Annotated in this window: 21 protein-coding genes and 1 pseudogene; 7 read left to right on the top strand and 15 right to left on the bottom strand. The window is 35.7% G+C overall.

What is annotated here, in order from left to right; genetic code table 11:
- Positions 1-145: 145 nt before the first annotated feature.
- The 8 genes and pseudogenes from SP041_RS08235 to prmA form a co-directional block, all read right to left on the bottom strand.
- Positions 146-1063 (bottom strand): YeeE/YedE thiosulfate transporter family protein, encoded by a 918-nt coding sequence (locus SP041_RS08235; RefSeq protein ID WP_051368459.1) that lies wholly within the window; start codon positions 1061-1063, stop codon positions 146-148.
- A 79-nt stretch (positions 1064-1142) separates the two neighbouring features.
- Positions 1143-2726 (bottom strand): FMN-binding glutamate synthase family protein, encoded by a 1584-nt coding sequence (locus SP041_RS08230; protein ID WP_051368460.1) that lies wholly within the window; start codon positions 2724-2726, stop codon positions 1143-1145.
- Positions 2727-3305: 579 nt separating this feature from the next.
- A pseudogene (locus SP041_RS08225) lies at positions 3306-4049 on the bottom strand (alpha/beta hydrolase); the annotation flags it as partial.
- A 473-nt stretch (positions 4050-4522) separates the two neighbouring features.
- Complete coding sequence (locus tag SP041_RS08220) at positions 4523-4798, bottom strand: HU family DNA-binding protein (protein WP_025563269.1); 276 nt, start codon at positions 4796-4798, stop codon at positions 4523-4525.
- 170 nt (positions 4799-4968) lie between these two features.
- Positions 4969-5547 carry a YjaG family protein gene (locus SP041_RS08215; RefSeq protein ID WP_025563270.1) on the bottom strand — a complete coding sequence of 193 codons (579 nt, stop codon included), beginning with the start codon at positions 5545-5547 and terminating at the stop codon, positions 4969-4971.
- Positions 5548-5856: 309 nt separating this feature from the next.
- Positions 5857-6156, bottom strand: coding sequence for a DNA-binding transcriptional regulator Fis (gene fis, locus SP041_RS08210; RefSeq protein WP_025563271.1), 300 nt, complete (start codon positions 6154-6156; stop codon positions 5857-5859).
- Between the two features lie 18 nt (positions 6157-6174).
- Entirely contained in the window at positions 6175-7137 is a 963-nt protein-coding gene (gene dusB / locus SP041_RS08205) for a tRNA dihydrouridine synthase DusB (RefSeq protein ID WP_025563272.1), read from the bottom strand.
- Positions 7138-7274: 137 nt separating this feature from the next.
- Entirely contained in the window at positions 7275-8159 is an 885-nt protein-coding gene (gene prmA, locus SP041_RS08200) for a 50S ribosomal protein L11 methyltransferase (RefSeq protein WP_025563273.1), read from the bottom strand.
- 376 nt (positions 8160-8535) lie between these two features.
- On the opposite strand from prmA, the gene SP041_RS08195 reads away from it, so the two are divergent.
- On the top strand, positions 8536-9174 hold the full coding sequence (locus tag SP041_RS08195) for a response regulator transcription factor (RefSeq protein WP_025563274.1): 639 nt from the start codon (positions 8536-8538) through the stop codon (positions 9172-9174).
- A gap of 280 nt (positions 9175-9454) precedes the next feature.
- Here SP041_RS08195 and SP041_RS08190 read toward each other — a convergent pair whose 3' ends face one another.
- The 3 genes from SP041_RS08190 to acs form a co-directional block, all read right to left on the bottom strand.
- On the bottom strand, positions 9455-11122 hold the full coding sequence (locus SP041_RS08190; RefSeq protein ID WP_025563275.1) for a hybrid sensor histidine kinase/response regulator: 1668 nt from the start codon (positions 11120-11122) through the stop codon (positions 9455-9457).
- Between the two features lie 358 nt (positions 11123-11480).
- Positions 11481-11921, bottom strand: coding sequence for a type II 3-dehydroquinate dehydratase (gene aroQ / locus SP041_RS08185; RefSeq protein ID WP_025563276.1), 441 nt, complete (start codon positions 11919-11921; stop codon positions 11481-11483).
- Between the two features lie 91 nt (positions 11922-12012).
- Positions 12013-13962: an acetate--CoA ligase gene (acs, locus tag SP041_RS08180; RefSeq protein WP_025563277.1), complete on the bottom strand. Its 1950-nt coding sequence runs from the start codon at positions 13960-13962 to the stop codon at positions 12013-12015.
- Between the two features lie 377 nt (positions 13963-14339).
- On the opposite strand from acs, the gene SP041_RS08175 reads away from it, so the two are divergent.
- The 4 genes from SP041_RS08175 (at position 14340) to SP041_RS08160 (ending at position 18060) form a co-directional block, all read left to right on the top strand.
- The gene (locus tag SP041_RS08175) at positions 14340-15803 is read left to right on the top strand and encodes a hypothetical protein (protein WP_025563278.1); all 1464 of its coding nucleotides are present in this window, start codon (positions 14340-14342) and stop codon (positions 15801-15803) included.
- Positions 15803-16489 carry a prepilin-type N-terminal cleavage/methylation domain-containing protein gene (locus SP041_RS08170; protein ID WP_025563279.1) on the top strand — a complete coding sequence of 229 codons (687 nt, stop codon included), beginning with the start codon at positions 15803-15805 and terminating at the stop codon, positions 16487-16489. Before SP041_RS08175 ends, SP041_RS08170 begins: the two co-directional genes overlap by 1 nt.
- A 120-nt stretch (positions 16490-16609) precedes the next feature.
- Entirely contained in the window at positions 16610-17110 is a 501-nt protein-coding gene (locus SP041_RS08165) for a DinB family protein (protein ID WP_025563280.1), read from the top strand.
- Between the two features lie 209 nt (positions 17111-17319).
- Positions 17320-18060, top strand: coding sequence for an NRDE family protein (locus SP041_RS08160; RefSeq protein ID WP_025563281.1), 741 nt, complete (start codon positions 17320-17322; stop codon positions 18058-18060).
- Between the two features lie 70 nt (positions 18061-18130).
- Here the strand turns inward: SP041_RS08160 and SP041_RS08155 are convergent, their stop codons facing one another.
- Together SP041_RS08155 and SP041_RS08150 are read right to left on the bottom strand one after the other, a co-directional pair.
- Entirely contained in the window at positions 18131-18355 is a 225-nt protein-coding gene (locus SP041_RS08155; RefSeq protein WP_025563282.1) for a SlyX family protein, read from the bottom strand.
- Positions 18356-18363: 8 nt separating this feature from the next.
- Positions 18364-19350: a hypothetical protein gene (locus SP041_RS08150; RefSeq protein WP_025563283.1), complete on the bottom strand. Its 987-nt coding sequence runs from the start codon at positions 19348-19350 to the stop codon at positions 18364-18366.
- A 125-nt stretch (positions 19351-19475) separates the two neighbouring features.
- Here SP041_RS08150 and fkpA point away from each other — a divergent pair, with 125 nt between their 5' ends.
- Positions 19476-20255, top strand: a complete 780-nt coding sequence (gene fkpA / locus SP041_RS08145) for an FKBP-type peptidyl-prolyl cis-trans isomerase (RefSeq protein ID WP_025563284.1) — start codon at positions 19476-19478, stop codon at positions 20253-20255.
- A 173-nt stretch (positions 20256-20428) separates the two neighbouring features.
- On the opposite strand, the gene SP041_RS08140 is transcribed toward fkpA, so the two are convergent.
- Positions 20429-21031 (bottom strand): histidine phosphatase family protein, encoded by a 603-nt coding sequence (locus SP041_RS08140; protein WP_025563285.1) that lies wholly within the window; start codon positions 21029-21031, stop codon positions 20429-20431.
- 109 nt (positions 21032-21140) lie between these two features.
- Here SP041_RS08140 and SP041_RS08135 point away from each other — a divergent pair, with 109 nt between their 5' ends.
- Positions 21141-22352, top strand: a complete 1212-nt coding sequence (locus SP041_RS08135) for an NAD(P)/FAD-dependent oxidoreductase (RefSeq protein WP_037048221.1) — start codon at positions 21141-21143, stop codon at positions 22350-22352.
- A 489-nt stretch (positions 22353-22841) separates the two neighbouring features.
- Here the strand turns inward: SP041_RS08135 and SP041_RS08130 are convergent, their stop codons facing one another.
- Positions 22842-25544, bottom strand: a complete 2703-nt coding sequence (locus tag SP041_RS08130; protein WP_025563287.1) for an ankyrin repeat domain-containing protein — start codon at positions 25542-25544, stop codon at positions 22842-22844.
- Positions 25545-25578 lie beyond the last annotated feature (34 nt).

Genomic DNA, 25578 nt, shown 5'->3' with positions numbered 1-25578 from the left:
ATTTATTGGACTCCATTTAATATTTTTGTGTGGTAACAATGATATTAGCCTACACGTTGGTAATGGTGTAGGGGAGTCCAATTATCTATTTAGCTCAATTTACGCCTTAAACTAAGTCATTTTTCCTACGCAAAATTTAGAACACTTATTTAATGTGATCGGTATAAGGTGTTTTTTGAATGTGTATACCACTCCATATCCCTAATAAAATACCAGCCACAGCAACAAAACCGCCTGGCGATAATATCGGCATCGCTAACAGTAATTGTACACTGTTTCCACCTAAGGCTAATGAAGCGCCTATCCCCATTAATGTTCCCGCACAAAAATGTACCATCCATTGTTGAAATTTTGCTGGTACGAACAAAAATTTATTAGTACGCCATGCAGCAAATAACATGCCTGTTAATAAAGCGATAAAAAACAGGTATTGTTCAAATATAGGCCAGTTGTATAATTTATTTTCTGTTAAAGCGCTGCTTAATTGATTTAATATTGCATTGGGCGACCATCTCGGTTGATAAAGATAAATAAACCCAGACAACAAGCCTATCCCCATCATACTAAACCATAGTTTTTTTCTTCTTTTATTACTGAAAGAAATCCAAACAATAAGCAGTAAAGAGATAGAGCCTAATAATAAATAATGGGATAGTTTATGAATAGGTATCTGCACAAAACCTCGGTCTGGGGACCAATAGGCTAATATTGTCCAGCCCGCTAGCCAACCCAGTATGGTTGCTAACATTTTAATGTCACCCCTAGTCAGTTTTCCTAATGTCGATATGCCACAACCTTGATTAAGTGCTGCGCCTAATCCAAATAAAAAACCACCAAAGAGAAACCAAATATTCATTTGATACATTGTAAAGTGTAAAGGGATATCGACTAAATAAGCGAATAAAGTGGATACCCATACCAATACACCACTCAACAGAATAGACATTAAATATTCTTTATTGCCATCTCTCCATTCATTAACCCCTTTAAACATACACAAGCCTGTTGTTTGGGCTAGGTAACCTAATGCAACCACTGCTAACAAAACGAGACTCAATAGCATAATGAACCTATTAATAAGAATAAAAAAATAGAGACCCATTGAGATCTCTTTTTATGTTAGCCAAGGTTTAGGTTAATCATTACCAAGATGAAGCTTTGGCTTCTTGCATGTCATAACGCCAGTTTTCAGGTATTTTGTCTTCATCTAACAGAACACTTTCAGGCATAGTCGGGTAAAGCTGAGCGTAATTTTGCACATCCGTCCCTTGGATTCGACGGTTTATATGCTTAGGTTTTAGTTCATGAATACCATTTAGCCCAGTTGCTGCGACTAACTCAACTAAATTTGCTACCGTTTCACGGTGAAAATTGGCAACACGTTGTGCTTTATTCGTTACTACAATCGCTTTGTTACGAGAAGGGTTTTGCGTTGCAATACCGGTAGGACAATTATCCGTATTACAAGTCCTCGCTTGAATACAGCCTAACGAAAGCATCATCCCTCGGGCTGAATTAACTGTATCTGCGCCTAAAGCTATTGCTCTTAGTACATGGAATGCAGTAAACATTTTTCCAGAAGCGATAATGCGTATATGTTCTCTTAATCCAAAACCAATTAACGCATTATTTACAAAAATAAGTGCATCTCGAATAGGTGTTCCGACTGAGTTGGTCATTTCAGTTGGCGCAGCGCCTGTACCGCCTTCTCCACCATCCACCGTAATAAAATCAGGGTAGATATTGGTTTCTATCATGGCTTTACAAATCGCTAAGAATTCATCATGTCGGCCTATACAAAGTTTGAAGCCAACAGGTTTACCACCCGATAAATCACGTAATTGTTTAACAAAATGTAATAATTCTATCGGTGTTGAAAATGCACTATGAGCAGGAGGTGAAACCACATCTTGACCCATCGGAACGTGACGAATAGCTGCTATTTCTTCTGTTAATTTTGCCGCAGGTAAAATACCACCATGACCTGGTTTTGCACCTTGTGACATTTTTATTTCTATCATTTTAACAACGTTATTGGTTGCATTCTTTTTAAATGTTTCAGGGTTAAAGTTCCCCATATCATCTCGACATCCAAAATAACCAGTACCAATCTGCCATACAATATCGCCGCCATGCTCTAAATGGTATGGACTCATACTTCCTTCGCCAGTATTGTGAGAGAAACCACCAATTTTAGCGCCTTTATTAAGCGCCATGATCGCATTTTTGCTTAATGCACCGTAACTCATTGCTGAAATGTTTAGTGGTGATGCCATATAAGGCTTAAGACAGTCTGGACCACCGAATTTAACTTTAGGATTTAAGTCTGTGGGATGTTTAGGTAGCATTGAATGATTTACCCATTCATATCCTGCGCGATTTACATCGAAAATGGTACCAAAAGGACGAGTATCTCTATCACCTTTTGCTCGTTGATAAATTAACGATCTAAACTCTCTTGGAATAGGGGTACCTGTGGTATCTGATTCTACGAAATATTGTTGAATTTCAGGTCTAACAGATTCTAATAAATACCTAAATCGTCCAAATATAGGGTATAACCGACGGATAGATTGCTTGCTTTGAAGCATGTCATAAAAACCGATCATGATGATTGGAATTAATACAACGAAGCCCCAAATCCAAACGTGAGATAACATGGATAACGCCGTCACTAAGGCGAGGGATATAAAAGCAAACGAAGTGAAAGCTTGACGCATTGTCATAAAGTAATGTCCTTATTTTTTATATGAATACATTCACTATAGTAAATATATTTATTATTTGTTATTAAAAGACCTCGGATGAGATGTTTAAATTTCATGCGAATTGTCAAATAATAATAAATAAAAATAAGGGGTATAATTTGATATCACTGAAAGGTGATGAGTATATAAAATACTAGATGTCACTGTTAGATAAGCGATAAAGGCACATTAATTTTTTAATTTAGCCATCTATTAATACCGATTACATTAAATAAGTGATCTAAATTTTGCGCTGGAAAAATGACTTAGTTTAAGGCGTAAATTGAGCTAAATGGCTGTTCCCTTTACGAAATTTCAACGAATAAATAAGTTATTTTAACAAGTAAAATAGATCAGTTAATTAGTGAGATTGGTATAAACATATTAAAATTTAAATGGCGTTCACTAAGATAGTTAATTAACTACATTGTCATTCGTTGTATTTTATGAATTTATAATGAGGGGGCAGTTGAACTATAGAGGGCAGCTATTGTTTTATAAAACACTTCGGCCCTCTAGATTAGTCGATCGTTGCTTTAAATCAGATTAATTGTCAGCTATATATCTGCTTACCCATGCTGCAATAACATCTGCTGCATATTCAGAGTCTTTCTTGTTGGTTAGTAGGTGATCTGAATTATCTAAGCTAACAAAACTTTTAGGGTGAACTGCTGCTTGGTATATTTTTTCAGCCTCTGCAATATTCACAATACTATCGATAGGTGAGTGCATCACTAATAATGCTTTCTTTAGTTTTTTAATATGACTTGTATCGTAACGATTAATATCGTCTAGAAATTGTTTTTGTATTGTAAATTTTCTGCCTGCCAAGTTAACTTCAGCTTCTCCCTTTTCATTAATATCATCAATATGTGCTGAAAAGTTATGGGCAACATGCGCCGCATCAGATGGTGAACCAATGGTGACGACAGCCTTTGACTCTGGAACTTGTGAAGCAACCGCTAATACCGCTGCGCCCCCTAAGCTATGACCGATAAGCAATTTTGGTGCATTATATTCTTGACGTAGAAAATCAGCAGCTGCGTTTAAGTCTTGGATATTTGAAGAAAAATTAGTATTTGCAAAGTCACCATCGCTGTTACCTAAGCCGGTAAAGTCAAAGCGTAGCACTGCAATGCCTTTCGCTGTTAATGCTCTGCTAATGCGTGTGGCAGCCGCTACGTCTTTACCACATGTAAAACAATGGGCAAATAGTGCGTAACATACGATATCAGATTCAGGTGTTTCTAATAAACCACTGAGTATGTGAGTACCATTAGTGAATTTTACTTGTTGACGCATAATTTTTCCTTGTTAAATAGTGGTTAAATTAAAGCAGGTACAATCTGCTCTCATTTAAGAGGAAGCTATATTTACGATAGACAATAAACTCATTACAGTTCAAAAGTTAATTGCTTGATGTCTATTAGATCACATTATGGCGCTTATGGATATTGCATGAGTGTTGTTTTTATAGAAAATTGACTAGAAGGAGATACAGGAAGGATAGTTAATATCTTCATTAATACTAATAATTATGTTTAAAGATTATGTCTAAACTTAAACTTAAACTTAAACTTAAACTTAATGTTAATGATGATAACTGAGCATTACTATTGGAAAGTTAATGCTATTCACTGATGCCAACAATAGCGACCAATCATTGCGAAGAATTAAAGTGAATAGAACAAACGAAGAATAACCAAAATAAAAAAGCCCTCACAAGAGGGCTTAAGGTAACTATTAAAAAGTTACAAAATTACATGAAACAAATATTATTTGTTTACAGATTCTTTAAGAGCTTTACCAGCAACAAAAGCAGGAACGTTAGCTGCTTTAATTTGAATGTCTGCACCTGTTTGTGGATTACGACCTGTACGTGCTGCACGATGATTTACTTTGAATGTGCCAAAGCCGATTAGTTGAACTGGTTCGCCATCTTTTAGACTGTCAGTCACGCTAGCTAAAATTTGCTCTAGAGCTGCTTTAGCTTGTACTTTAGTTAGGTCAGCTTTTTCTGCGATGTCTGCTACAAGTTGAGTTTTGTTCATTATTTGACTTCCGTTAGTATAAAAAAATGCATAAGAATTTAAACACTTAATTAATGTATTGCATTCATTCCTAGCAAGTAAAGGATAATCCGCTTAAAAATGAATAAAGTAGCGATTTATTTACTTTATTGTGCCAAAAATCACAAAATTATAACAATTCAAAGCTGATTCTATGATGTAGAGATGCCAATGTTAGTACTTTCAAGTGATCTTATGTATGTTCGAATTGACTTTATTAGCTCTGGGCTTCGTTCATTATCTAGCATCTTAAGGACGGTTTTTTGTACGTCTAACTGCTCAATAAATAACGGTTCTTCTATTAATGTTGCCTCGTCAATTTCTTCATCTGTTTGTAACTCTATAAAGCTAGCTATCGTTGCAAAGCTCGTTTGGCTTGCATTTAATGCTTCTTCTTTAGACTTACTGGTGAACGAATTGAAAATACAATTGGTAATCACGCAATAATCGACAGCGGGATAAACACCATAAAATTCATGGTCACTAGCCTCTGGAATAATCGCATCAAAATTTTCTTCTTGGATAGTAAAATTGATTTTTGCACCTTTTACCGTCAGCTTTTCCCAAAAAAGCTGCAAGATATTTTCCGCTATAACATCATGTTCACTTTCTATTGCTTGACTGAACATTTTAAAGTGAGTGATATTTTGCTCAGCTAATGCCATACAAAATACGCTTTGTTGCCAAGCCTGTAAGTTTGTAAGTTGATCATTGATGGGAAGAGATAGCATAGTTGTCCTGTTTGCACCTTTAAAAGAAGCTAAGATTATAGGCTAATTTAATAACTGTCTTTAGATATTTAAGTATTTCTTTTGTTTATCAAAAGATAATGTCAATTATATTAAGTTTATGGGGATTTTCGATGAAAGGTTTAGGGATTTTTAATGTTTAATGCAATCAATCTTAAATTTTTAAGTATGACGATGACTAAACCCGTTGATATTTGAATGCGTTGCAATGAATGATGACATGGATAAATTGCAGGCATAAAAAAAGCGACTCATAGAATCGCTTTTTTATATTTTAAATAGCGGTAGAGCTTAGCCCATGCCGTATTTTTTTAATTTTTTACGTAATGTTCCACGGTTAATACCTAACATGGTTGCTGCACGTGTTTGATTACCACGAGTGTACTGCATAATGATATCTAACATTGGTGCTTCAACTTCAGCCAATACTAATTCATATAATTCAGTTGTATCTTGGCCGTTCAATTTTGCCACATAACCAGATACAGCTTGACGTACTGAGTCACGTAGTGGACGTTGAGTTATTTGCCCTGTAGCAGGAATACTAGTCGTTGTTGTCAGTGCTTCTTGAGAAATATTTTGTTCAAACATGGGTATTAACTCTTTTAATTACAATTGATTTAAATAAGTTTCTAATGCATTTAGTTGCTCGCTAGAGTTTTCTATTGCATTAAATTTACGCTTAAAATTACCTAACCTGTCTTGCTCCTGTAAATACCACCCGACGTGCTTCCTAGCGATTCGAGGGCCCATTACATCACCATAAAAACCGTGCAAAGCTTGCACATGATTCAATAGTATTTCTGTAATTTCCATTTGTGCTAAACACGGAGCATATTGCCCTGTCTTTAAGTAATGGTTAATTTCATTGAATATCCAAGGTGCACCTTGTGCGCCTCGTCCAATCATAATGGCATCTGCTCCTGTATGATCCAGCACATACTTGGCTTTCTCTACTGAAGTGATATCACCATTCGCAATCACAGGGATTGTTATACTTTCTTTAATTGCTTTTATTGTGTCGTACTCGGCTTCACCTTTAAAAAGGCACTGACGTGTACGACCATGCACTGATAGTGCTTGGATACCTGCTTGCTCAGCGATCTGTGCAATCTCTAATCCATTTCTATTTTCTGGATCCCAACCTGTGCGAATTTTCAAAGTCACGGGCACATCAACTGCATCAACAACACTTTCTAGAATAGCTTTCACTAATTCAGGATGTGGCAATAATGCTGAGCCTGCTTTCTTCTTATTCACCTTTTTGGCGGGACAACCCATATTAATATCAACGATCTGAGCACCTAGCTGTACAGTCAATTGTGCAGCGTTGGCCATTGCTAACGGATCTGCGCCAGCAATTTGTACAGAACGAATACCTGATTCGTCATGGTAGTCCATTCGTAACTTAGATTTAGTGCTATTCCAAACACGAGGATTTGATGACAACATCTCTGACACTGCTAATCCAGCACCTTGCTTGCGGCAAAGTTCTCTGAATGGGCGGTCGGTGACACCTGCCATCGGCGCTAAAATAAGATTATTGTCTAATTGATACTTTCCAATGCGCATATTCTAAGCGTTCTCTAAGTTAAGGCGGCGTAGTCTACGCATTTTTTCAACCAGAATAAAGGTTAATAATTAACCATTTTGAAATTATTTCGCTTGCAAACTAAGCAACACTTTGTTCTCAGTTATTTAGAACGGCTTTAAGCGTGCTTAATTCCAGACAAACGAGCCCATTCATCTTTGATTTTTGCTGAATCCATATCAAACCATTGGCCATAAACTGTCAGTAATTCATCTGCTTGTTGTTCTAAAATACCTGATAACGCTAATTTACCATTGGCTTTAACTAGGCATTCAATACTTGCTGATAATTCACGTAATGGACCCGCTAAAATATTAGCAACCACGACATCGGCAATAATACCTTCTGGTGCATCTTCAGGTAAGTACAGTTCAAGTTGGTCTGATACATTATTGCGTTGTGCATTATCGCGGCTAGCAGTGATTGCTTGTGGGTCAATATCAATACCGATAACACGTTTTGCACCTAATTTAAGAGCTGCAATGGCTAATATGCCTGAACCACAACCAAAATCGATAACCACTTTATCTTGTAGATCTTGTGCATCTAACCAAGCTAAACAAAGTGCGGTTGTTGGGTGAGTACCTGTACCAAAAGCAAGGCCAGGATCTAACATTACATTCACTGCATTCTCGTCTGGAACAGGTTTCCAACTTGGACAAATCCATAAACGTTCGCCAAATTTCATTGGGTGGAAGTTATCCATCCATTCACGAACCCAATCTTTATCTTCTAATTGTTCTATTTTAAAAGCAAAATCATCTGCTAGTAATTCACTGCCTTTTAATACTGCAATAACAGGTAACATGTCAGTTTCTGCTTCATACAATCCGGTCACGTCAGTATCACCCCATAAACGAGTTTCTCCTGGCATAGGTTCAAAAATAGGCGTGTCTTGCGAATCAGTGAAGGTTGCCGATAGAGCTCCATTGTCCATTAGTAATTCGCCAATTTCTTCTGCATTTACGTTATTTGCATTTAATTTAAGCTGGATCCAAGGCATGATTTTCTCTTTTTTTATTGGGGTAGATAGATAGGGCGCAAGAATACAGGGAATTAATAAATTAATATAGCGATTGAAAAAGTATTCTGGTGGGCATGTATTAGCTCAAAAATCGTATTTTTTGTTCTTTTTTTGCAAAAGCTTTCTACTTTTAGGTAGCTCTTTTTTTGTTTATATACCGTAAAATAATAGAAAGGTTATTTTCATTATCAGTAGACTATTTTAATAAGATTATTACCATAGCTTACTTAAAGACTTGTTTTATTTTATAAAAATTTAACAAATAGTTTGCTCATAATTCAGTATGATGAATAAGTATTGAACAGTATTAGTAATATCATTAAAAATGACAACTTGTTACGAAAAGGGTATTTCGATGAACAAAATAGTGATTATTGATGATCATCAGTTATTTTTATATGGCTTAAAGTTAACCTTAGAAAATGAAAATAATGCGGTGACAACGTTTGATAACCCAATTAAGGCATTGGCTGAAATAAAAAGCATTCAACCAGACCTCATTTTGATGGATTTATATATGCCTGAAATGAATGGGTTACAAATGATTGAAGCATTAGTAGAAGCAGAAATTGCTTCTCCTGTGGTTGTTTTATCTGCCTGTGAAGATTATCAGGATGTACATTATGCTCTGCAAAAAGGTGCGATGGGATTTATTCCAAAATCTTATGCGCCTAATGATATGCTGGCCGCTTTAGAAGATATTTTTACAGGTGAGGTTTTTGTCCCTGAAAATGTTTTATTAGCAATTGAAAATATTGTGCTGCAAGAAGAAAAAAATAAGCAAACGTGTCATTTGTCTGAAAGACAAACACAAATTTTGCAATTGATTCATGATGGAAAGAAGAATCGAGAAATTGCAGACGAATTATGTATTTCACAAGACACGGTTAAATTTCATCAAAAAGGCTTATATACAGCATTAGAAGTGTCTGGATCATCCAGCCGCATCAAAGCAGTTGAAAAGGCTCTCTCTATTGGTTTGCTTAAAGGTTAAGAGCCTTTGAACCTTAGATTCGCTAAGGTCTTACAGTGAAAGTAGCAGAAAGGAACGCAGAAAGGGTGATTGAAATGTCTCTTTAAGAGAATTCTTATGTCTTTGCTTCGATACTATAAAGCTTTGGCATTGTAAATTCTTGTGTAGACACTTATTAAATATATATTTGAACAGTATTATTTAATAAGTGTTACTTTCAACATAGCTGCTTTATGAGCAACTCTCTTCGTTTTTATCATCTTAATCTTTATCATTTTAGCTACAATTATTTTAGCGTTTATCACTTTAATAACTGCTTTAATAAAAATCTTAATGAGGCTGGTTTCACTGGTTTATTGAGAATTTTATAATTTATTTCTTTACCTATTGCTTGAACTTCTTGTAATTTACCTGGATCGGCTTCTCCTGTTAATAAGACGGCAGGGATATCACCTTGTTCTTTAATCTTTTTAATAATATCTAATCCGGTCTTTTGATTCGGCAGACGATAATCAGATATAACTAAATCATAATGACTTGAATGGAATTTCTCTAATCCTATTTCAGCCGTATCAGCACATTCAACGGTATAACCCCAGTTTTCAAGCAACATGCTTAATGCGTTAAGAATACCTTGGTCATCGTCAATTAATAGTATTTTGTAGTCAACTGAGTGATTCGATAGTTTATTTAAATCAATAGGTTTCTTAGTATTTTCTACTATATCCACAGCAAAGCTAAAACGACTACCACGTTGATTACTGATCACTTCAATTTTGGTATCGCACAGCACCGCTTTGCGTTGAGCAATAGGTAACCCTAAGCCAATACCTTTGCTTTTATTGTGCAAAGGATTATCAGCCAATAATATTTCATCAAATAAATCATCAAAAAGAGAGGACTCAATTTGTGGACCTTGATTCCACACTTGTAGTAATGCTTTACCTTGATGATGGCGAACACTCAATAATATCTGTGTCCCTTTTTGTTGACTGCCGTGAATAATGGCATTATTGAGTAACGTTTCTACTATCTCTATAAATAATCGTTTATCGGTTTTAATGGTTAAATCGGGTAAGCGAGTAATAATTTGGATCCCGAGTTCGAATGCTTGAAATTGATATTTTTTGATCGAAGGTAATAATGTTGATGTTAATGTGAACTCACTTATTTTGGGGTCAATGGTACTGCTGTCCATACGCGCTAAATCTAACAAACTAGATAACCATCTATCTAACTCTTCTGAGGCTAACTTAATATTTTTAGCTAATTGTAGTTCTGGAGTATCTGTAAGCTTATTTTCTAATAAATGGCCGTATAAAGATAAGCTACTCAAAGGTTGTCTTATATCGTGAATAATGCGTTTTAAATAGTCTCCAGTTTTGTGGTCAATTATGTTTGACTGATCGTGCTTTATTTCTACTGGCTCTTTACTTCTTTTATTACTGCGTAATTGCGTGAAAATAGTGAGATAACATACGGTCATTAAGAATGTGCTGTTGAATAGAAAGACCAGAGAATCGGTATTACCAATGATTGAAGCAAATATATAACAAATCACTAAAAACATATTATTAATGATTAAATTTTTTGTGCTGTAAGCAAATAAATAAGAGTAAAAGAGTGGTAGTAATAGCACTAAGTATAGAAAGCTACTCACGTATAAATGTTCTTGAAAGTGACTATTGACTGCAACAAAGAAGGTAATTGATAAACAATTAAAGGGCATTAATATTTGTACTACTTTATCTTTTTTAGCAATGACGCCCATTAAATTTATTATCGATATTAAGAGAATGATCGCGGGAATAAATAATGGCGTTATAAATGTCGGAGAGGCATCAAATACAGTGTAGCTTTGTCCTATTCCAATGATAAAAAAGAAAACAAATGAGCAAAGAATGATGATATTAAAGGGGCGTAACGATTGCCATCTTAGTTGGCTTTTTATTGGTGTTGCTTCCTGCATTACGCTCTCTATTTGAAAATATTAAGTAAGTGATACATTTATATACCTATATTTAGTCTGATTTCCAAGTTTTAAGGTCTCAATATGAGGTATTAATGGGGATAATGATTGAACTGCTTAATAAACTGCAGACAAAAAAAAGCCTAACAAAGTTAGGCTCGCCTGTAATATGTCTTTTTATTACAAATTTGAATAAAAAATCCATTTAAATTGGCATTAAGTTGGGTGTACTACTATGCCTCAATTCCTTAAGACAGATATACAATGCCTCAAGCCTAATAATAAAGTAACTACCCGATCGGGTAGTTTTAACTCTTACTACTCTTTTTAGGCATTGTTTGATTGTTTTGTGAGCGCTTCAATCTTTTGAGGTAGTGAATTGTGCGGCACTTTGTAAAGCAAATGAATAGCCTTTAGCGCCCATTCCACAAATGACTGCACATGCAACATCAGATAAGTATGAGTGATGTCTAAATTTTTCACGTTTATGAATATTAGACAGATGTACTTCTACAAAAGGAATAGCAACGCCTAATAAGGCATCACGAAGTGCTACGCTAGTATGAGTAAAAGCAGCTGGGTTAATAATAATGAAATCAATCTCTCCAGCACTTTCATGAATTTTCTCAATGAGTTCATATTCGCGATTAGATTGAAGGTGTGATAATTGAATATTTAAGTCAGCGGCTTCTAAGTGAAGAGATTCAATAATATCTGTTAAGGTCTGGCTACCGTAAACTTCTGGCTCACGTTTACCTAGTAAATTAAGGTTAGGTCCATTTAATACTAATACTTTCACTTTCTGCTCCTGTTGAACTTAGGCCACATAAAAAAACGCCTCGATAACAGAACCGTTATCGAGGCGTTTAGTATAACCAGAAAAATCACACTTAGTTAATTTCTTGATTCTCTTTGATTAATTTATCCACCACACTTGGATCGGCCAATGTGGATGTATCACCAAGTTGATCACTTTCTCCCGTTGCAATCTTACGTAATATACGACGCATGATTTTACCTGAGCGCGTTTTCGGTAAACCCTCTGCCCAATGTAAAATGTCAGGTGTTGCAATCGCGCCAATCTCTTTACGTACCCATTGTTTTACTTCAGCATATAGTTCAGGAGAAGAGTATTCACCAGAGTTTAGCGTGACATAAGCATAAATACCTTGGCCTTTGATTGCATGCGGCACACCCACTACGGCTGCTTCTGCAATTTTAGGGTGTGAAACTAATGCACTTTCTATTTCAGCAGTCCCCATTCGGTGCCCAGATACGTTTAATACATCATCTACGCGACCAGTGATCCAGTAATAACCATCTTCATCGCGACGTGCACCATCACCGGTAAAGTACATATTCTTAAAGGTTGAAAAGTAAGTTTGTTCAAAGCGATCATGATTACCATAAAGCGTACGCATTTGACCCGGCCAACTATCAAGCATGACTAAGTTACCTTCAATCGCACCTTCTAGAATGGCACCTTCGTTATCAACTAATGCAGGTTGTACCCCAAAGAATGGGCGTGTTGCTGAACCTGGTTTAAGATCAGTCGCACCAGGTAGTGGGGTAATTAAAATACCACCTGTTTCTGTTTGCCACCATGTATCAACGATTGGGCATTGTTTGTTACCAATTTTATCGTAATACCACTGCCATGCTTCAGGGTTAATTGGTTCTCCTACCGAGCCTAGAATACGAAGTGAGTTACGATTGGTGCCTTTTATTGCTTCATCACCTTTTGCCATCAATGCACGAATTGCAGTAGGTGCGGTATATAGTAAAGTGACTTGATGCTTATCAACCACTTCACTCATACGTGCTGGAGTAGGGTAGTTTGGTACACCTTCAAATAATAGGGTCGTCGCACCATTTGCTAATGGACCGTAAACTAAGTAACTATGTCCAGTGATCCAACCTACATCTGCCGTACACCAATAAATATCACCTTCTTGATAATCGAACACATATTTGAAGGTCATTGCGGCATACACTAAATACCCGCCTGTGGTATGTAATACACCTTTTGGTGTACCAGTAGAGCCTGATGTGTAAAGAATGAACAGTGGATCTTCAGCATTCATTGCTTCTGGTTCACAATCCGTTGGTTGTGATTGTGTAACTGTTGTCCAATCTAAATCTCGACCTTCAATCCAATTAACATCACCGCCCGTATTTTTAAATACGATGACATGTTCAACACAATCGGTACCGTCACGTGTTAACGCTTCGTCAACATTGGCTTTTAATGGCACAGTACGACCACCACGTCGACCTTCATCGGCTGTGATCACTAATTTTGAACTACTATCGATGATACGGCCTGCAATGGCATCAGGAGAGAAACCACCAAAAACAATAGAATGTACAGCGCCTATACGTGTACAGGCTAGCATTGCCACAGCAGCTTCCGGTGTCATAGGCATGTATAAACAAACGACATCGCCTTTTTTAATACCTTGTTCTTTTAAAGTGTTAGCAAACTGACATACCTGTGTATATAACTCTTGATAAGTGATTTTGGCATCTTGGTCAGGAGAATCCCCTTCCCATAATAGTGCGACTTGATCTGCTTTGGTTGCTAAGTGACGGTCAATACAGTTAACAGAAACATTTAATTGACCATCTTCGAACCATTTAATATTAACATTGCCTGGAGCATAAGAACTGTTTTTGACTTTAGTGTAAGGTTTAATCCAATCTAAAATTTTACCTTTCTCACCCCAAAATGCGTCTGGATCTTCAATAGATGCTTTATATTCAGATAAATATTGGTCATTGGTTAGCAAGCTTTTTGATGCTAGTTCTGGTGAAACAGGGTAAATATTATTTCTGCTCATTGTTCGCTCCGTTATTACATAATAATCAATTGCTCATATTTTTATTGTTTGTATCGTTATTAATAATGCTGTTACTGGTGTTGCTATGGTTCTGTTTAATAAATCATCATTTTATTCTAATTGAGAGATTAAATCGTTATTGTGAGGAATGCCTCTGTTGTTAAATAAATGTTAAAACTCACCTGCTTAGCTGTAATTTTGAGATCAACATCAATAAAAAGTTAATGATTGCTAAAAATATTATTTGTATTTTTATTAACGTTTTTGATTTTTACCACTAAGCTCTAATGACACCTTTAGTTGCTGTAAAGTTGTTTTAGCGGAGAAAACCTAAGGGCGTTAGTTTGTATAAACAAACTAAAGTGTGAGGGGGAAGGATGAAAAAACAACAGCAGCAGGGTTTTGCCGTATTAACAACGGTAGTTATATTAAGTATCGCGAGTATTGCTTATACGACGCACATGGCATATTTACAATTAATCGATAACAAAGTGTTGGCTAATTATTATCGTAACAATGAAGCTTTTGCTAATGCAGAATCTGGCGTTAATTTAATTCTAAGTAAATTAAATACGGTGACTATTGCTACAGAGATGATCGACAACCTGCCTTTTACGTATCCTAATCAAGTCATTTCTACGACACCTTATCAAGTTACAGTCAGTGCAATAACAACCAATAAATTGCAGGTCTCTTCTATTGGATATTCAGAAGATGGTTCTGCATTACGTAACATATCTGTCGAGGTTTATTATTATATTGATTTTGACACACCCATTGCGCCACTTCTTAGTAACGGAAAGTTAAAAATTAATGCTTCAGATTCGATTAATGATGGATGTGGTGGATTATCTGCCTCTGAATGTCGTGCTCCTGGCAATATTGCCAGAAAAGTAACCGTTAGCCATCCCGCTTCTAGTCCAATAACTTCTAGCCAAGCAATGCCTAATGAATCCATTATTAATGAAGCTGATATGGATGTTGTTAGCCTAATTGACTCCAATACAACAGCGATCTCTACACTTTGTTTGGGTGATATTGAAGGTACTGGAAATAGTCTTAATTTAAATGCGATTTATGGCCCGCTTGTTGATGAAGAAGGAGCAACTCGATTTCAGGAGGTCAGCGATAATCAGTGGGGAGCGGTTGCTTCAATAACCAGTCCTATTTTTGATGAGATCGCTTTAATCGAAGATGCCACTCATGCAGGATCTTTGTTTGAAAGTACCTTTGGTGTAACTTGGGAAAGTGCAAAAACGCAATTTATTCATTCAGAATCTGTTGCATATATTGATATGACGAGCATAAATACAGTGAGTTGTTCTGAAGAGCTACAATATATTGATGATGAAATTAATCTTATTTATATCAAGGGTGATTGCGTTATCGATCCACTAGATACTCTAACGAGCAATGCTTCTGGTATGACGGCGGATAATCATTTTACGATTGGCTCAACGGATAACCCTAAAATGATCTTCATTGAAGGTGGGGCATTTGTTGCCCCAGTTAATATAGCCAGCACAGTGATTGGTATGTTGTATCTAATACCTGCTACTTACGATGTTGTAGATACTAATGGCAATGCTGTTTATATTGATGGCATTAAACAAACTCAACAAGAGCAAGATATTGATATCGCCGGTATGCATGTCAATGGTTCTTTATTGAGTGAATATAATTGCACGGCAAGCGTTGCTGACAATGTCGATAATGGAATTCAAAAGCACTTCTCAACTCGTTATGATAAACATGTTTTAAACTCATTATATAAACAGTTAGGCATGACACCTTCAGAAAGTCACTCTCAATTAGTGGCTGGAACATGGAGGGATTTCTAATGCGTTTAAAAGTAAAAGGATTTACATTTATAGAGGTTTTAGTGTCATTAATTATTGTGAGTTTAACTGCGGTGAGTATTAGTGGCTTGCAAATAAAAGTGGCAGAACAACAAGGTCATAATATTGCTCATGCTTCAGCCATTTCAATGGCGACAGCCAAGATAGAGAAAATGATCAGCATTATTGATCCTGATGATCTAATCGCATTACATGAGACGTCAGAAACTAATGTACAAATAGCGAATACAACATTCTCCATCTTATGGAATATTAATGACGTTATTGGTGGGCACAATGCGGGAGATGATTTTAAACAAGTTAAAATGAATATTTCTTGGGTTAATAATCAAGGAAATCTGCAACACTTTGTTCATCTGCAACAAATTGACTTAGGAACTCTATTATCAAATGCTAGTGAATTATTTCCTACTATTATTACCACTGACTTATCGTCTGATGAAATTATTTATTTTGATCCTAAAGTAGAATATCAAGAAGGAGCATTTGTTATTTATGATAGTTATTTGTATCAAGCAACATCTGACTATTTAATTGGGAATGAACCACCTGAAGCTGTTGTCGATTCCTCCACTGGATTGTTTATAAGTCATGCTGGTTGGCAAAGCTATGGTCAAATAGACGGTACTAATTTAATAAATAACAATGGCTTAGCCTCGTTATTTTAAAAATAATAACAATGTTATGATTTTGTGATAAATAAGCTATTATCACTGTGTTATTATTGAACTATTAAAGAGTAAAGATGCCCTTAATTTATATATCTTATTTGAAGGAATGTTTGGCCAATGATTGAAAGCCAACTTATTATATTACAACAAGCTAAGCATTATTTGGCCTCTGTCTCGCAACAACAATATACAGAAGTTATTACGCCAACTTTTATGAGTTCTGCGGGCGCGCACATGCGTCATATTTTAGACCATTATTATTCGGTGATAAATGGTTTTCCTGAAGGCCTAATTGATTACGACAAACGTAGTCGTGGTGGTGTTGTCGAAAGCAGTCCAAAAGCGGCACAAGAAGCCATTGAAGCGATCTCTACTTTTTTAAAATCACTAACTACTGAACAACTTCAAAAAACAGTAAAATTATCCACTGAAATATCAGTAGTTGATAAACAAGTTGCCATTGTTGATACAACACTTGGTCGAGAAGTTATTTTTGTTGGGAGCCATGCAGTTCATCATTTAGCAACAATTAAGCATATTGCACAGGCACAAGAAGTGAAAGTAGAAGGTGACTTAGGTATTGCACCTGCAACGGCGACTTTTTTACGCACAGGTTAAATAACCTCAGTTCTGGATAAGCAAAGCGATATAACACCGCTATTTCCGCGGATTTCTGCGTTAAATTATCTCGCAATAACCCGTTATTGCTTCAATAATTCTCCTTGAACGACACAAAACTAACGGCACTATATAAATAAGAAATAATAGTATCTTATGATTTTAAATATAATTCCGCTTTCGTTAACCAGAATTGAGGTTAAGACATTATGTGTACATTAACTTTTCGTTTAACCGAGCAAGGTTACCAACTCTTTTTTAATCGAGATGAACAACGCACTCGACCCCAAGCTATTCAACCAACTAAAAACACTTTATTAAAATCTGTTTATCCTATCGACCCTACTGGTGGTGGTACATGGATTGCCGTTCATGAAAGTGGAGTCAGCTTAGCGTTATTAAATTATTACCAAGCCCAAATAGACCCTAGCGTCAAAAAATTTGTTAGCCGTGGTGTTATCATTCCTCACTTGTTATCTCATATTGATGATATTCATCAGCAATTATTAAATATGGACTTAAGTGTTTATCAAGCTTTCCAGTTATGTGTGTTCAATCATGACTTATCTGTTCAAGATAATAAAATGGAACAGGCTTGCCAATATGTTTGGGATGGACAGCAACTTACTTTCGTAACATTATCCGCTGAAACGTCACTACCGATTACTTCATCTGGGGTCGATTTTGAAACAGTTTCAGCTTATCGACAACAACAGTTCAATCATTTAATTAGTGCAAAACAAGCAACAGCTGCTGACTATATCAATTACCATCAGCATCAAGGAGAATCAGGGAAGTGTTCAGTTAAGATGTATCGAGAAGATGCAAAAACAGTGAGTTTTACGCAGATTGAAGTGAACCAAGAGATGAGCTTAGGCAGTAAGGTTAACGTTGAATACGTCGATTATCTAACATCACTTCCTAATCAGGTTTTATCACTTACTCTCTAAATTTATTTAGTAGAGAGTAAGTTACTTGCATTACAAGTACAGTATAAAAGAACCGTTAACTCTTTCTTCTTTAATAATGCGGTGGGCGCATTTCTTCTTTTTCAGAAGCGAGTTGGTTCGGCTCACTTTCTTTTAGTTTAACCGCTAATAAAGCAACTTGTTCAATAAGCTGCAGAGTACGTCGTTGTTGTTCAAAGATTTCTTTATTCAATGTATCGATATTATCTTCTTGAAACGCTATTTTCATTTCTAATTGCTCGATACGCTCTTCTAATTCTACTTGTATGCTATTCATTGTCTCTCTTATAAAGGCGCTAACGGCCAAATCTCTAATAATCCTGCAGAACTTTCAGTTACAATCGCTGAATCGTCCCATAATGTTGCAGAGTATACTACAGCTGTTTTAGGGCGTGTTTCTTTTCTTGGGGTAACCATCCAATCTTGTTTTTTTAAGCCTGTGTTGGTATCCCATAATGTAACTGACTTAGTGGCATTACCGGTTAATAAATATTGACCGTCTTTAACAAAGCGTACCGATGAAAAAATCGATTGGCGTTGATTATAAATAAGCGAACTTTTAAGTTTACCCGTTTTTAAATCCCATATTTGCGATGCCTTTTGCGTGTCTGCAATAAAAGCAAAGCGCCCATTCTTTTCTAGCCTCACCATGCTAATACGTTGATCAAATTGAAATTGTTGTATGACCTGTGCTGTTTTTGTATCCCATAAAAACGCTTGATGATCATTACCGCCAGATAAGACATAACGACCATTGCTCGACATATCAATACTGTTTATTTTTTCTCGATGTAAAGGCGCTTCTAAACGTCGCCCGTTACGTAGGTTTATATGAACTAATTTACCGTTGACCTGTCCATACACTACATATTGGCCATTCTCAGATAATTGGATATCACGTATCGGCGAGTCAGATACTTTATAAAAGCCTAGCGATTTTCCTGTTTTTGTATCCCAAAGGGCAAATTCATTACGACTTGCAGATAAGGCTACGCTATTATTTGACGATAAACGTACAATAAATACATCATTAACTTGATTGTTATGGTGATACCAATTAAATAGTAGTTTATTGTTACGGTTATCCCATAGACTGATACCGTGGCGAATGGAAGAAATAAGCGAATAATCTCCATTTTGAGATATATCGGCACTAAACGCGCCCTGAACAGCATGTTCAAACTGCTGTGAAGGTTGTGGGTATTGCTCACAAGCAGATAATAATAGGGTGCTTACGAGTAAAAGGGATTTAAAAGTATTAGCTAATTGCATGATTAAATTGTCTTTGTTGATAAACAGCTTTAAGGTTAGTATAAGTTAACTGTTTTAGATACTGCTTTACAATTTTTTGAAGTGAAATCAAAGCTATTTGTTTTAATTTAATATTTGGAGTAACAATGAAAAACATTTTTAAAGTTTCTTTATTAGCAGCCGCTGTTGCATTAACCGTTGGTTGTAATGAAAAAGAAGAGCAAGCTGCACCGACTCAAGAAGCTGCTGCCGCAACATTTAAAGATGCTAACGAAAAAGCAGCCTATGCAATTGGTGCTTCATTTTCTCGTTACGTTTCGACTACATTAGAGAAACAAGCTGAATTCGGTATGGCATTAGATAAAGAAATTATCCTACAAGGTATTACAGATACTTTACGTGATAACTCTAAATTAACTGATGAAGAGATGATCGAAACATTAAAAGCTTACGATACAGAAGTAAAAGCAGCTGCTGCAAAGCAACAGCTTGAATTAACTGAAAAATCAGCAGCTGAAGCAAAAGCATTTTTAGAAGAAAATGCGAAAGCAGAAGGCGTAACAGTCACTGATTCTGGTTTACAATACTCAGTGGTCACTGAAGCTGAAGGTCCAAAACCTGCTGCAGAAGATACAGTAACGGTACATTACGTAGGTACACTACTTGATGGCACTGAGTTTGATAGCTCAGTTGCACGTGGTGAACCAGCTAAATTCCCACTTAACCGCGTAATTCCAGGTTGGACTGAAGGTGTTCAATTAATGAGTGTTGGTGAGAAGTATAAATTTGTTATCCCTGCTGACTTAGCATACGGAGAGCAAGGTGCTGGTTCAATTCCACCTGATGCGACACTTATCTTTGAAGTTGAATTACTAGGTATCGAGCCAAAAGCTGATGCTGAAGCTAAAGAAGAAGCAGCTAAATAATTAATAGCTAACTATCTTCTATTAAAAAAGGCCACTGATGTGGCCTTTTTTATATCTCATTTATTTTTAACATTAGATGGATGAGAATAAATTTTTGAAAAGCCAAATAAAAAACAGCATAAATCTATTTCTATCTCTATCTCTATTAATCTATTTCTCTTAACCTATTACTATTAAGAAAGATCATTACGTTCGATACTTTGTAATACCCACTTTCCAGATTTAAATGATAAATGACAGACACTGGCATTATGAATATTAAATTGACGAGGGGCATCTACCGGAATATGTAGAATCTTTTTAATTAACATCACAATTGATAAGCCATGTGTTATCACCGCAATAGATTGACCTGAATGTGCCGCTTCAATTTCATTGATCTTCTTAAATAAACGCATTTGCACTTCTGCTAACGTTTCGCCTTTGCCAATCCGATAATTTAATTCAGCCGAAAATAAACGTGTTAACTTATGTTTATCTTCTTCTGTTAATTGGCGTTTAGCTTGTCCATCCAAATAGTCATAACTAATTTCTCGTAATCTAGGGCAAGTTTGTAGTGGTAGTTTTTTTGCATCTGAAAGCGGTGTTGCAGAGATTATTGCTCTACCTAAGTCACTACAATAAAGTTGCTGTAATGGTATCGCCTTAAAGTAACTCACTAGACTTAAAGCTTGTTGCTGCCCAACCTCAGTTAATGGACTATCTGAATGACCTTGAAAGCAACCAAGTTGATTAAATAAGGTTTCACCGTGGCGAATTAAATATAAATCAGTCATCACTTTCCTTAATATAAATGAGCACTAATATTAGCACCTAAAAAAAGCAAATAGTGTATCCTATGCGATAATTTTTAGTGCGACGTTTACAAGGTTTTAGGTGGATAATGTGATTGGTTTTGATGTGATTATTATTGGCGCAGGTGCGTCTGGTTTAATGTGTGCAATTGAAGCGGGTAAACGTGGACGTAAGGTCTTGTTAATTGAACATGCAAAGCGCATTGGCCAAAAAATAATAATGAGTGGAGGCGGGCGTTGTAACTTCACTAACTTATATGTTGAGCCAAGTAACTTCCTATGTAGTAATCCACATTTTGTAAAATCAGCACTAAGCCGTTACACACAATGGGACTTTATTGCGCTGGTGGACAAACATAATATCGCTTGGCATGAGCGTGACCACGGGCAATTATTCTGTGATGATAGCGCAAAGCAAATTGTAGGCATGTTATTAGATGAAGCGAAAGCCGCTAACGTCACCATCAAAACACAATGCGAAGTAACGGAACATCAGCAAGTCGCTGATAATCATTTCACCGTGAAAACCACGCATGGTGAGTTCGAGTGCCAATCGTTAGTCGTAGCAACCGGTGGATTATCTCTTCCTAAACTAGGCGCAACCCCTTTTGCTTATCAGTTAGCTGAAAAATATAATCTACCCGTTAAACCAACTCGTGCAGGGCTCGTTCCTTTTACACTACAACCTGTACTCAAAGACAAGCTAACAGAACTTTCAGGTATAAGCCTTCCTGCAACCGCTACAGCAATAAAAAAGAATGCGACAAAGAAAGGCTCTCCAATGAGTTTTAGTGAAGCACTTTTATTCACACATCGCGGTTTAAGTGGGCCTGTTATTTTACAAATATCTAACTATTGGCAAGCGGGCGATACTATCTCAATTGACCTTTTACCAGGTGAAGATCTAAACCAACTACTTACTCAAACACAACAATCACGACCTGAGTTAGCGCTAAAAACCGTTTTATCACAACATTTACCGAAACGTGTAGTGGAATGTTTATTAGGCTTCGCTGAAATCGAAAGCCGCCCATTAAAACAGTTTAATGAAAAAGAACTATTACAAGTGGTTGAGCTCTTCCACCAATGGCAACCACTGATCAATGGCACCGAAGGCTACAGAACAGCAGAAGTGACGTTAGGCGGTATCGATACTGATGTTATCTCTTCTAAAACCATGGAATGTAAATCGGTTAAAGGATTATATTTTGTCGGTGAAGCAATGGATGTAACCGGTTGGCTCGGAGGCTTTAACTTCGCATGGTGTTGGAGCTGCGGCTGGGCTGCTGGGCAAGAGGTTTAGTGTATTCGTGGAATTAAAACGAAGGCACTTGGAATAAAACGAAGACAATCTTTTAGTTAGTAAAATAGCTAAACCATTTTATTTAATAAAAAGGTTTACTTCGTTAATATGGAAAAGAAAATAATGTAAATGAATTAGAATGATAAGCTAACTACTAGAGCTTTGTAGCCTCTATGAAATATTGATCTACTTTATCTAACGAATCTATCGACCTATAATTAAGCTTAATTGCTTTACTGACATCATCCATTGAAATCTCATTTACATCCTTCAAATAAATCTTTATTTTTCAATCGTTTGATGCGGAACAGGCATTTCGTGCAATGCTGCATAACCCGTTGTAAGCTTTTGAAACTCTAGAACATTGGTTAACGAAGTGTAATGGTAATCATCTCGATAATTTTATAGGTGACTAAAGTGAGCTGTAATACTTTACACCTAACCACAGTTTCAAAAGGTAACTAACTACTCTTTTTTTGGTTGACGTGATTAAAACAATTGAAGTAAATCTTTATAAGTTTCATGGGTTACAATTGTTCTATTTTCTAACTTTAGATGATGCTGAAGGTAATGATAAATAGAGATATCATTAGCGATTTTGTGAGCTAATTGCAGTGGTGTTTTACCATCAAAATCCTCAATGAAGGCCAACTCTGGAAAGTGTTTTAATAATATCCTTGTAATATTAACTTCACCGAGTCGAACAGATGTATGTAGTGCAGTTGATCCTTCAAAATTAGCTATAGCTCCATCAATACCATTTTCAATCAGAAGGTTCGCTGATTTTGAACATCGACTTGCACAAGCTGCGTGCAGAGCCGTTCTTCCCGTTATGTCTTTTAAATTAGGGTTGGCTTTTGCATTTAATAATACTTCAACTGTTTTGTAATCTTTGTAATTTGCAGCAAGCATAAGAGGTGTTTGCTGCTTGAAATCAGAAAGATCCACAATTTCTGGCCATTCTTGAATTACAGCTCTAATTACGTGGATACTTTTCTTAAAGATTGATTTAGCTTCTAACATGATTTCTTGTTGAATGTTAATTCTAGTTTCGTGCTCCTTAAATTTAGCGAACATATCATAGCTGACTTTCATTAATAAAAAGATAATACTGTCGGATTGAGGGTGTTTAAGTTGTTTGTTTTTTAAATGTTTATGTTTCTTTAATACTTTATCGATAGCCGTGCCAGCCTTGATATGAGGTGCAATATCATTTAAAAACAGTTTAAAGTCATTCTGTGAGTTAGAAAATAATGGAGTGTAATTTGGATAACACTTATATAAGTTATTCCAAAAGTATTCATGAAGTTCGCGTGAAACATCAAAAATTGAAGGAAGACTTGCATTACTTGATTTTGGAGCCTCTAAACCACCCCAAAAAATTATATCTCTGAAATATTTTTCATGGTTATTCGGAATAAGCTTTTGGTTCGATATTGCAATAGCAAAAGCATCTCGTGCCAACTCACCACGGAGGGGGCCAAAGTTAAAGTTTTTACACTCATCCATCGCTTGATTGAAAAGTCTTTCAGCCTCTTTGAAATTGTTTTTCCCAATATGATGGTATGCATTAAATCTCAGTAAGGTGGGGCTCCAAAAATCATACTCTGTATTCGTACTGGCTTGCTCTAGAAGAATTTTCACAGAATTTTCGGTACTGTTATTGAATTTTTTTATTGTAAATATTTCGTTTAATTCAAGAATTATTTTTTTTATTTTATGGGTTTCTGTTAGTGCTAGTTCTGACAATCGTTTTAAAATTAATGGTTTAATGTTTGGGTTGGAATAACTTGCATTAAATGTTTCATAGACTAAATCAAAATCATTTATATTTTTGAGTGTTTTGAACGGTGCTTTATTCTGTTGTAATATATCTGTTAATTCATTGCATTTTTTTTCAAAAAGCACGTCTTGTTTTAAATTTTTTCTGTATGTTTTATTGCTGAGTTCAATGCCTTCTTTAGAAGTAGGAAATATGTCATCAATCCTCTCCTCCTCTCCTTTTTTTGAAAATTTTTTATTTAATAATGGCGCAACTAACGGAATAGTTGGATATTTCTCATAGCTGAAACAAAGTAATAAGTCATATCTTAAAAGTGGAGGCAAATGCTGGGTAAAATATTCATTTTCGGCCTTTTGTCTTAAATGATAATCTTCAATATAAGTTTCAACGTGCGCCTCCATTGTTTTGTTGTAGACCATTTCATATAAATGTATGAGTTGTAAGGTTTTGTTTTTCTCAAAATCTACATTGAATTTATCAATTTTTGGGGTTAAAAATTTTATTAACCGTTGATAACCTTCTTGTACTGCTCTAGCAACTAACAACCTTTGTCGAATCGTTTGTGACGAAGGTTTTTGATATCTTTCCTGTAATTTTAAAGTAAATTCTATTTTATCATGTTCAGAGCATTCTGATTTTAATATTTTTTTTAAATCTTTAAGATTAATGTCTATCTCATGCTGAAGTATTTCTGCGGAAAGGCCTTTATTATTAATAAAATTCAATGCTTGTATAAAATCTGGCTCGGTTCCTTTTAGTATAAAGCTGCCTTTAAATGTTAACTCTACTTCATCTGGAAATGTATTTTTTATTGAAGATATTTCAGGCATGTTTTTAGCTTTTTGCCAATTGTGAAGGTTTCTGAGAACAGTCCCTGAATTACTATATATGCGCAGATCAGATTCAATTTTTTTCGCTACATTTGCTCTTGGTTCTTCAATTAAATCGATTAACCATTCTAATACATGTTGAACAGGCAATTGAATTTTTTTATCGCTATTGATAACAGGTAAGTACCAAAATCGCCCTCCTGGCATACCTGTATCAACCTTTGATTCAATTTGCCAAAAAACAGCATGTCTGGCTATGGTCGGTATGAATATTCTTACAAGGTAGTTCCATAGTATTTTTTGTTTTGAAGCTTTAAAGGTAAAAATCTCGAGTTCAATGATTTTATGAATTTGAAAAGAATGTTCTATATTTACTATTAAATCATCTGCTACTTCTTGATTTAACCCTAAGGCATTTGAAATATCACTTAAAATGCTTTTCCATGTTGAATGCATATTCTCCAGTGACATCTCAGTATTTTTGAATTTTTGTTTCTTCTTGGTCTGTATCCCTTTATTTACCCCTAACGCACTGGCAATTTCAATTAGAACCGATTCGAATGTTGGAAAAGTAGCCATATAATTCCTTGTTTTATAATTTACTTTATCGTTT

The organism is Psychromonas sp. SP041 (assembly GCF_000470315.2).
Lineage (GTDB): Bacteria > Pseudomonadota > Gammaproteobacteria > Enterobacterales > Psychromonadaceae > Psychromonas.
This window is presented reverse-complemented; position numbering and strand designations above follow the sequence as displayed.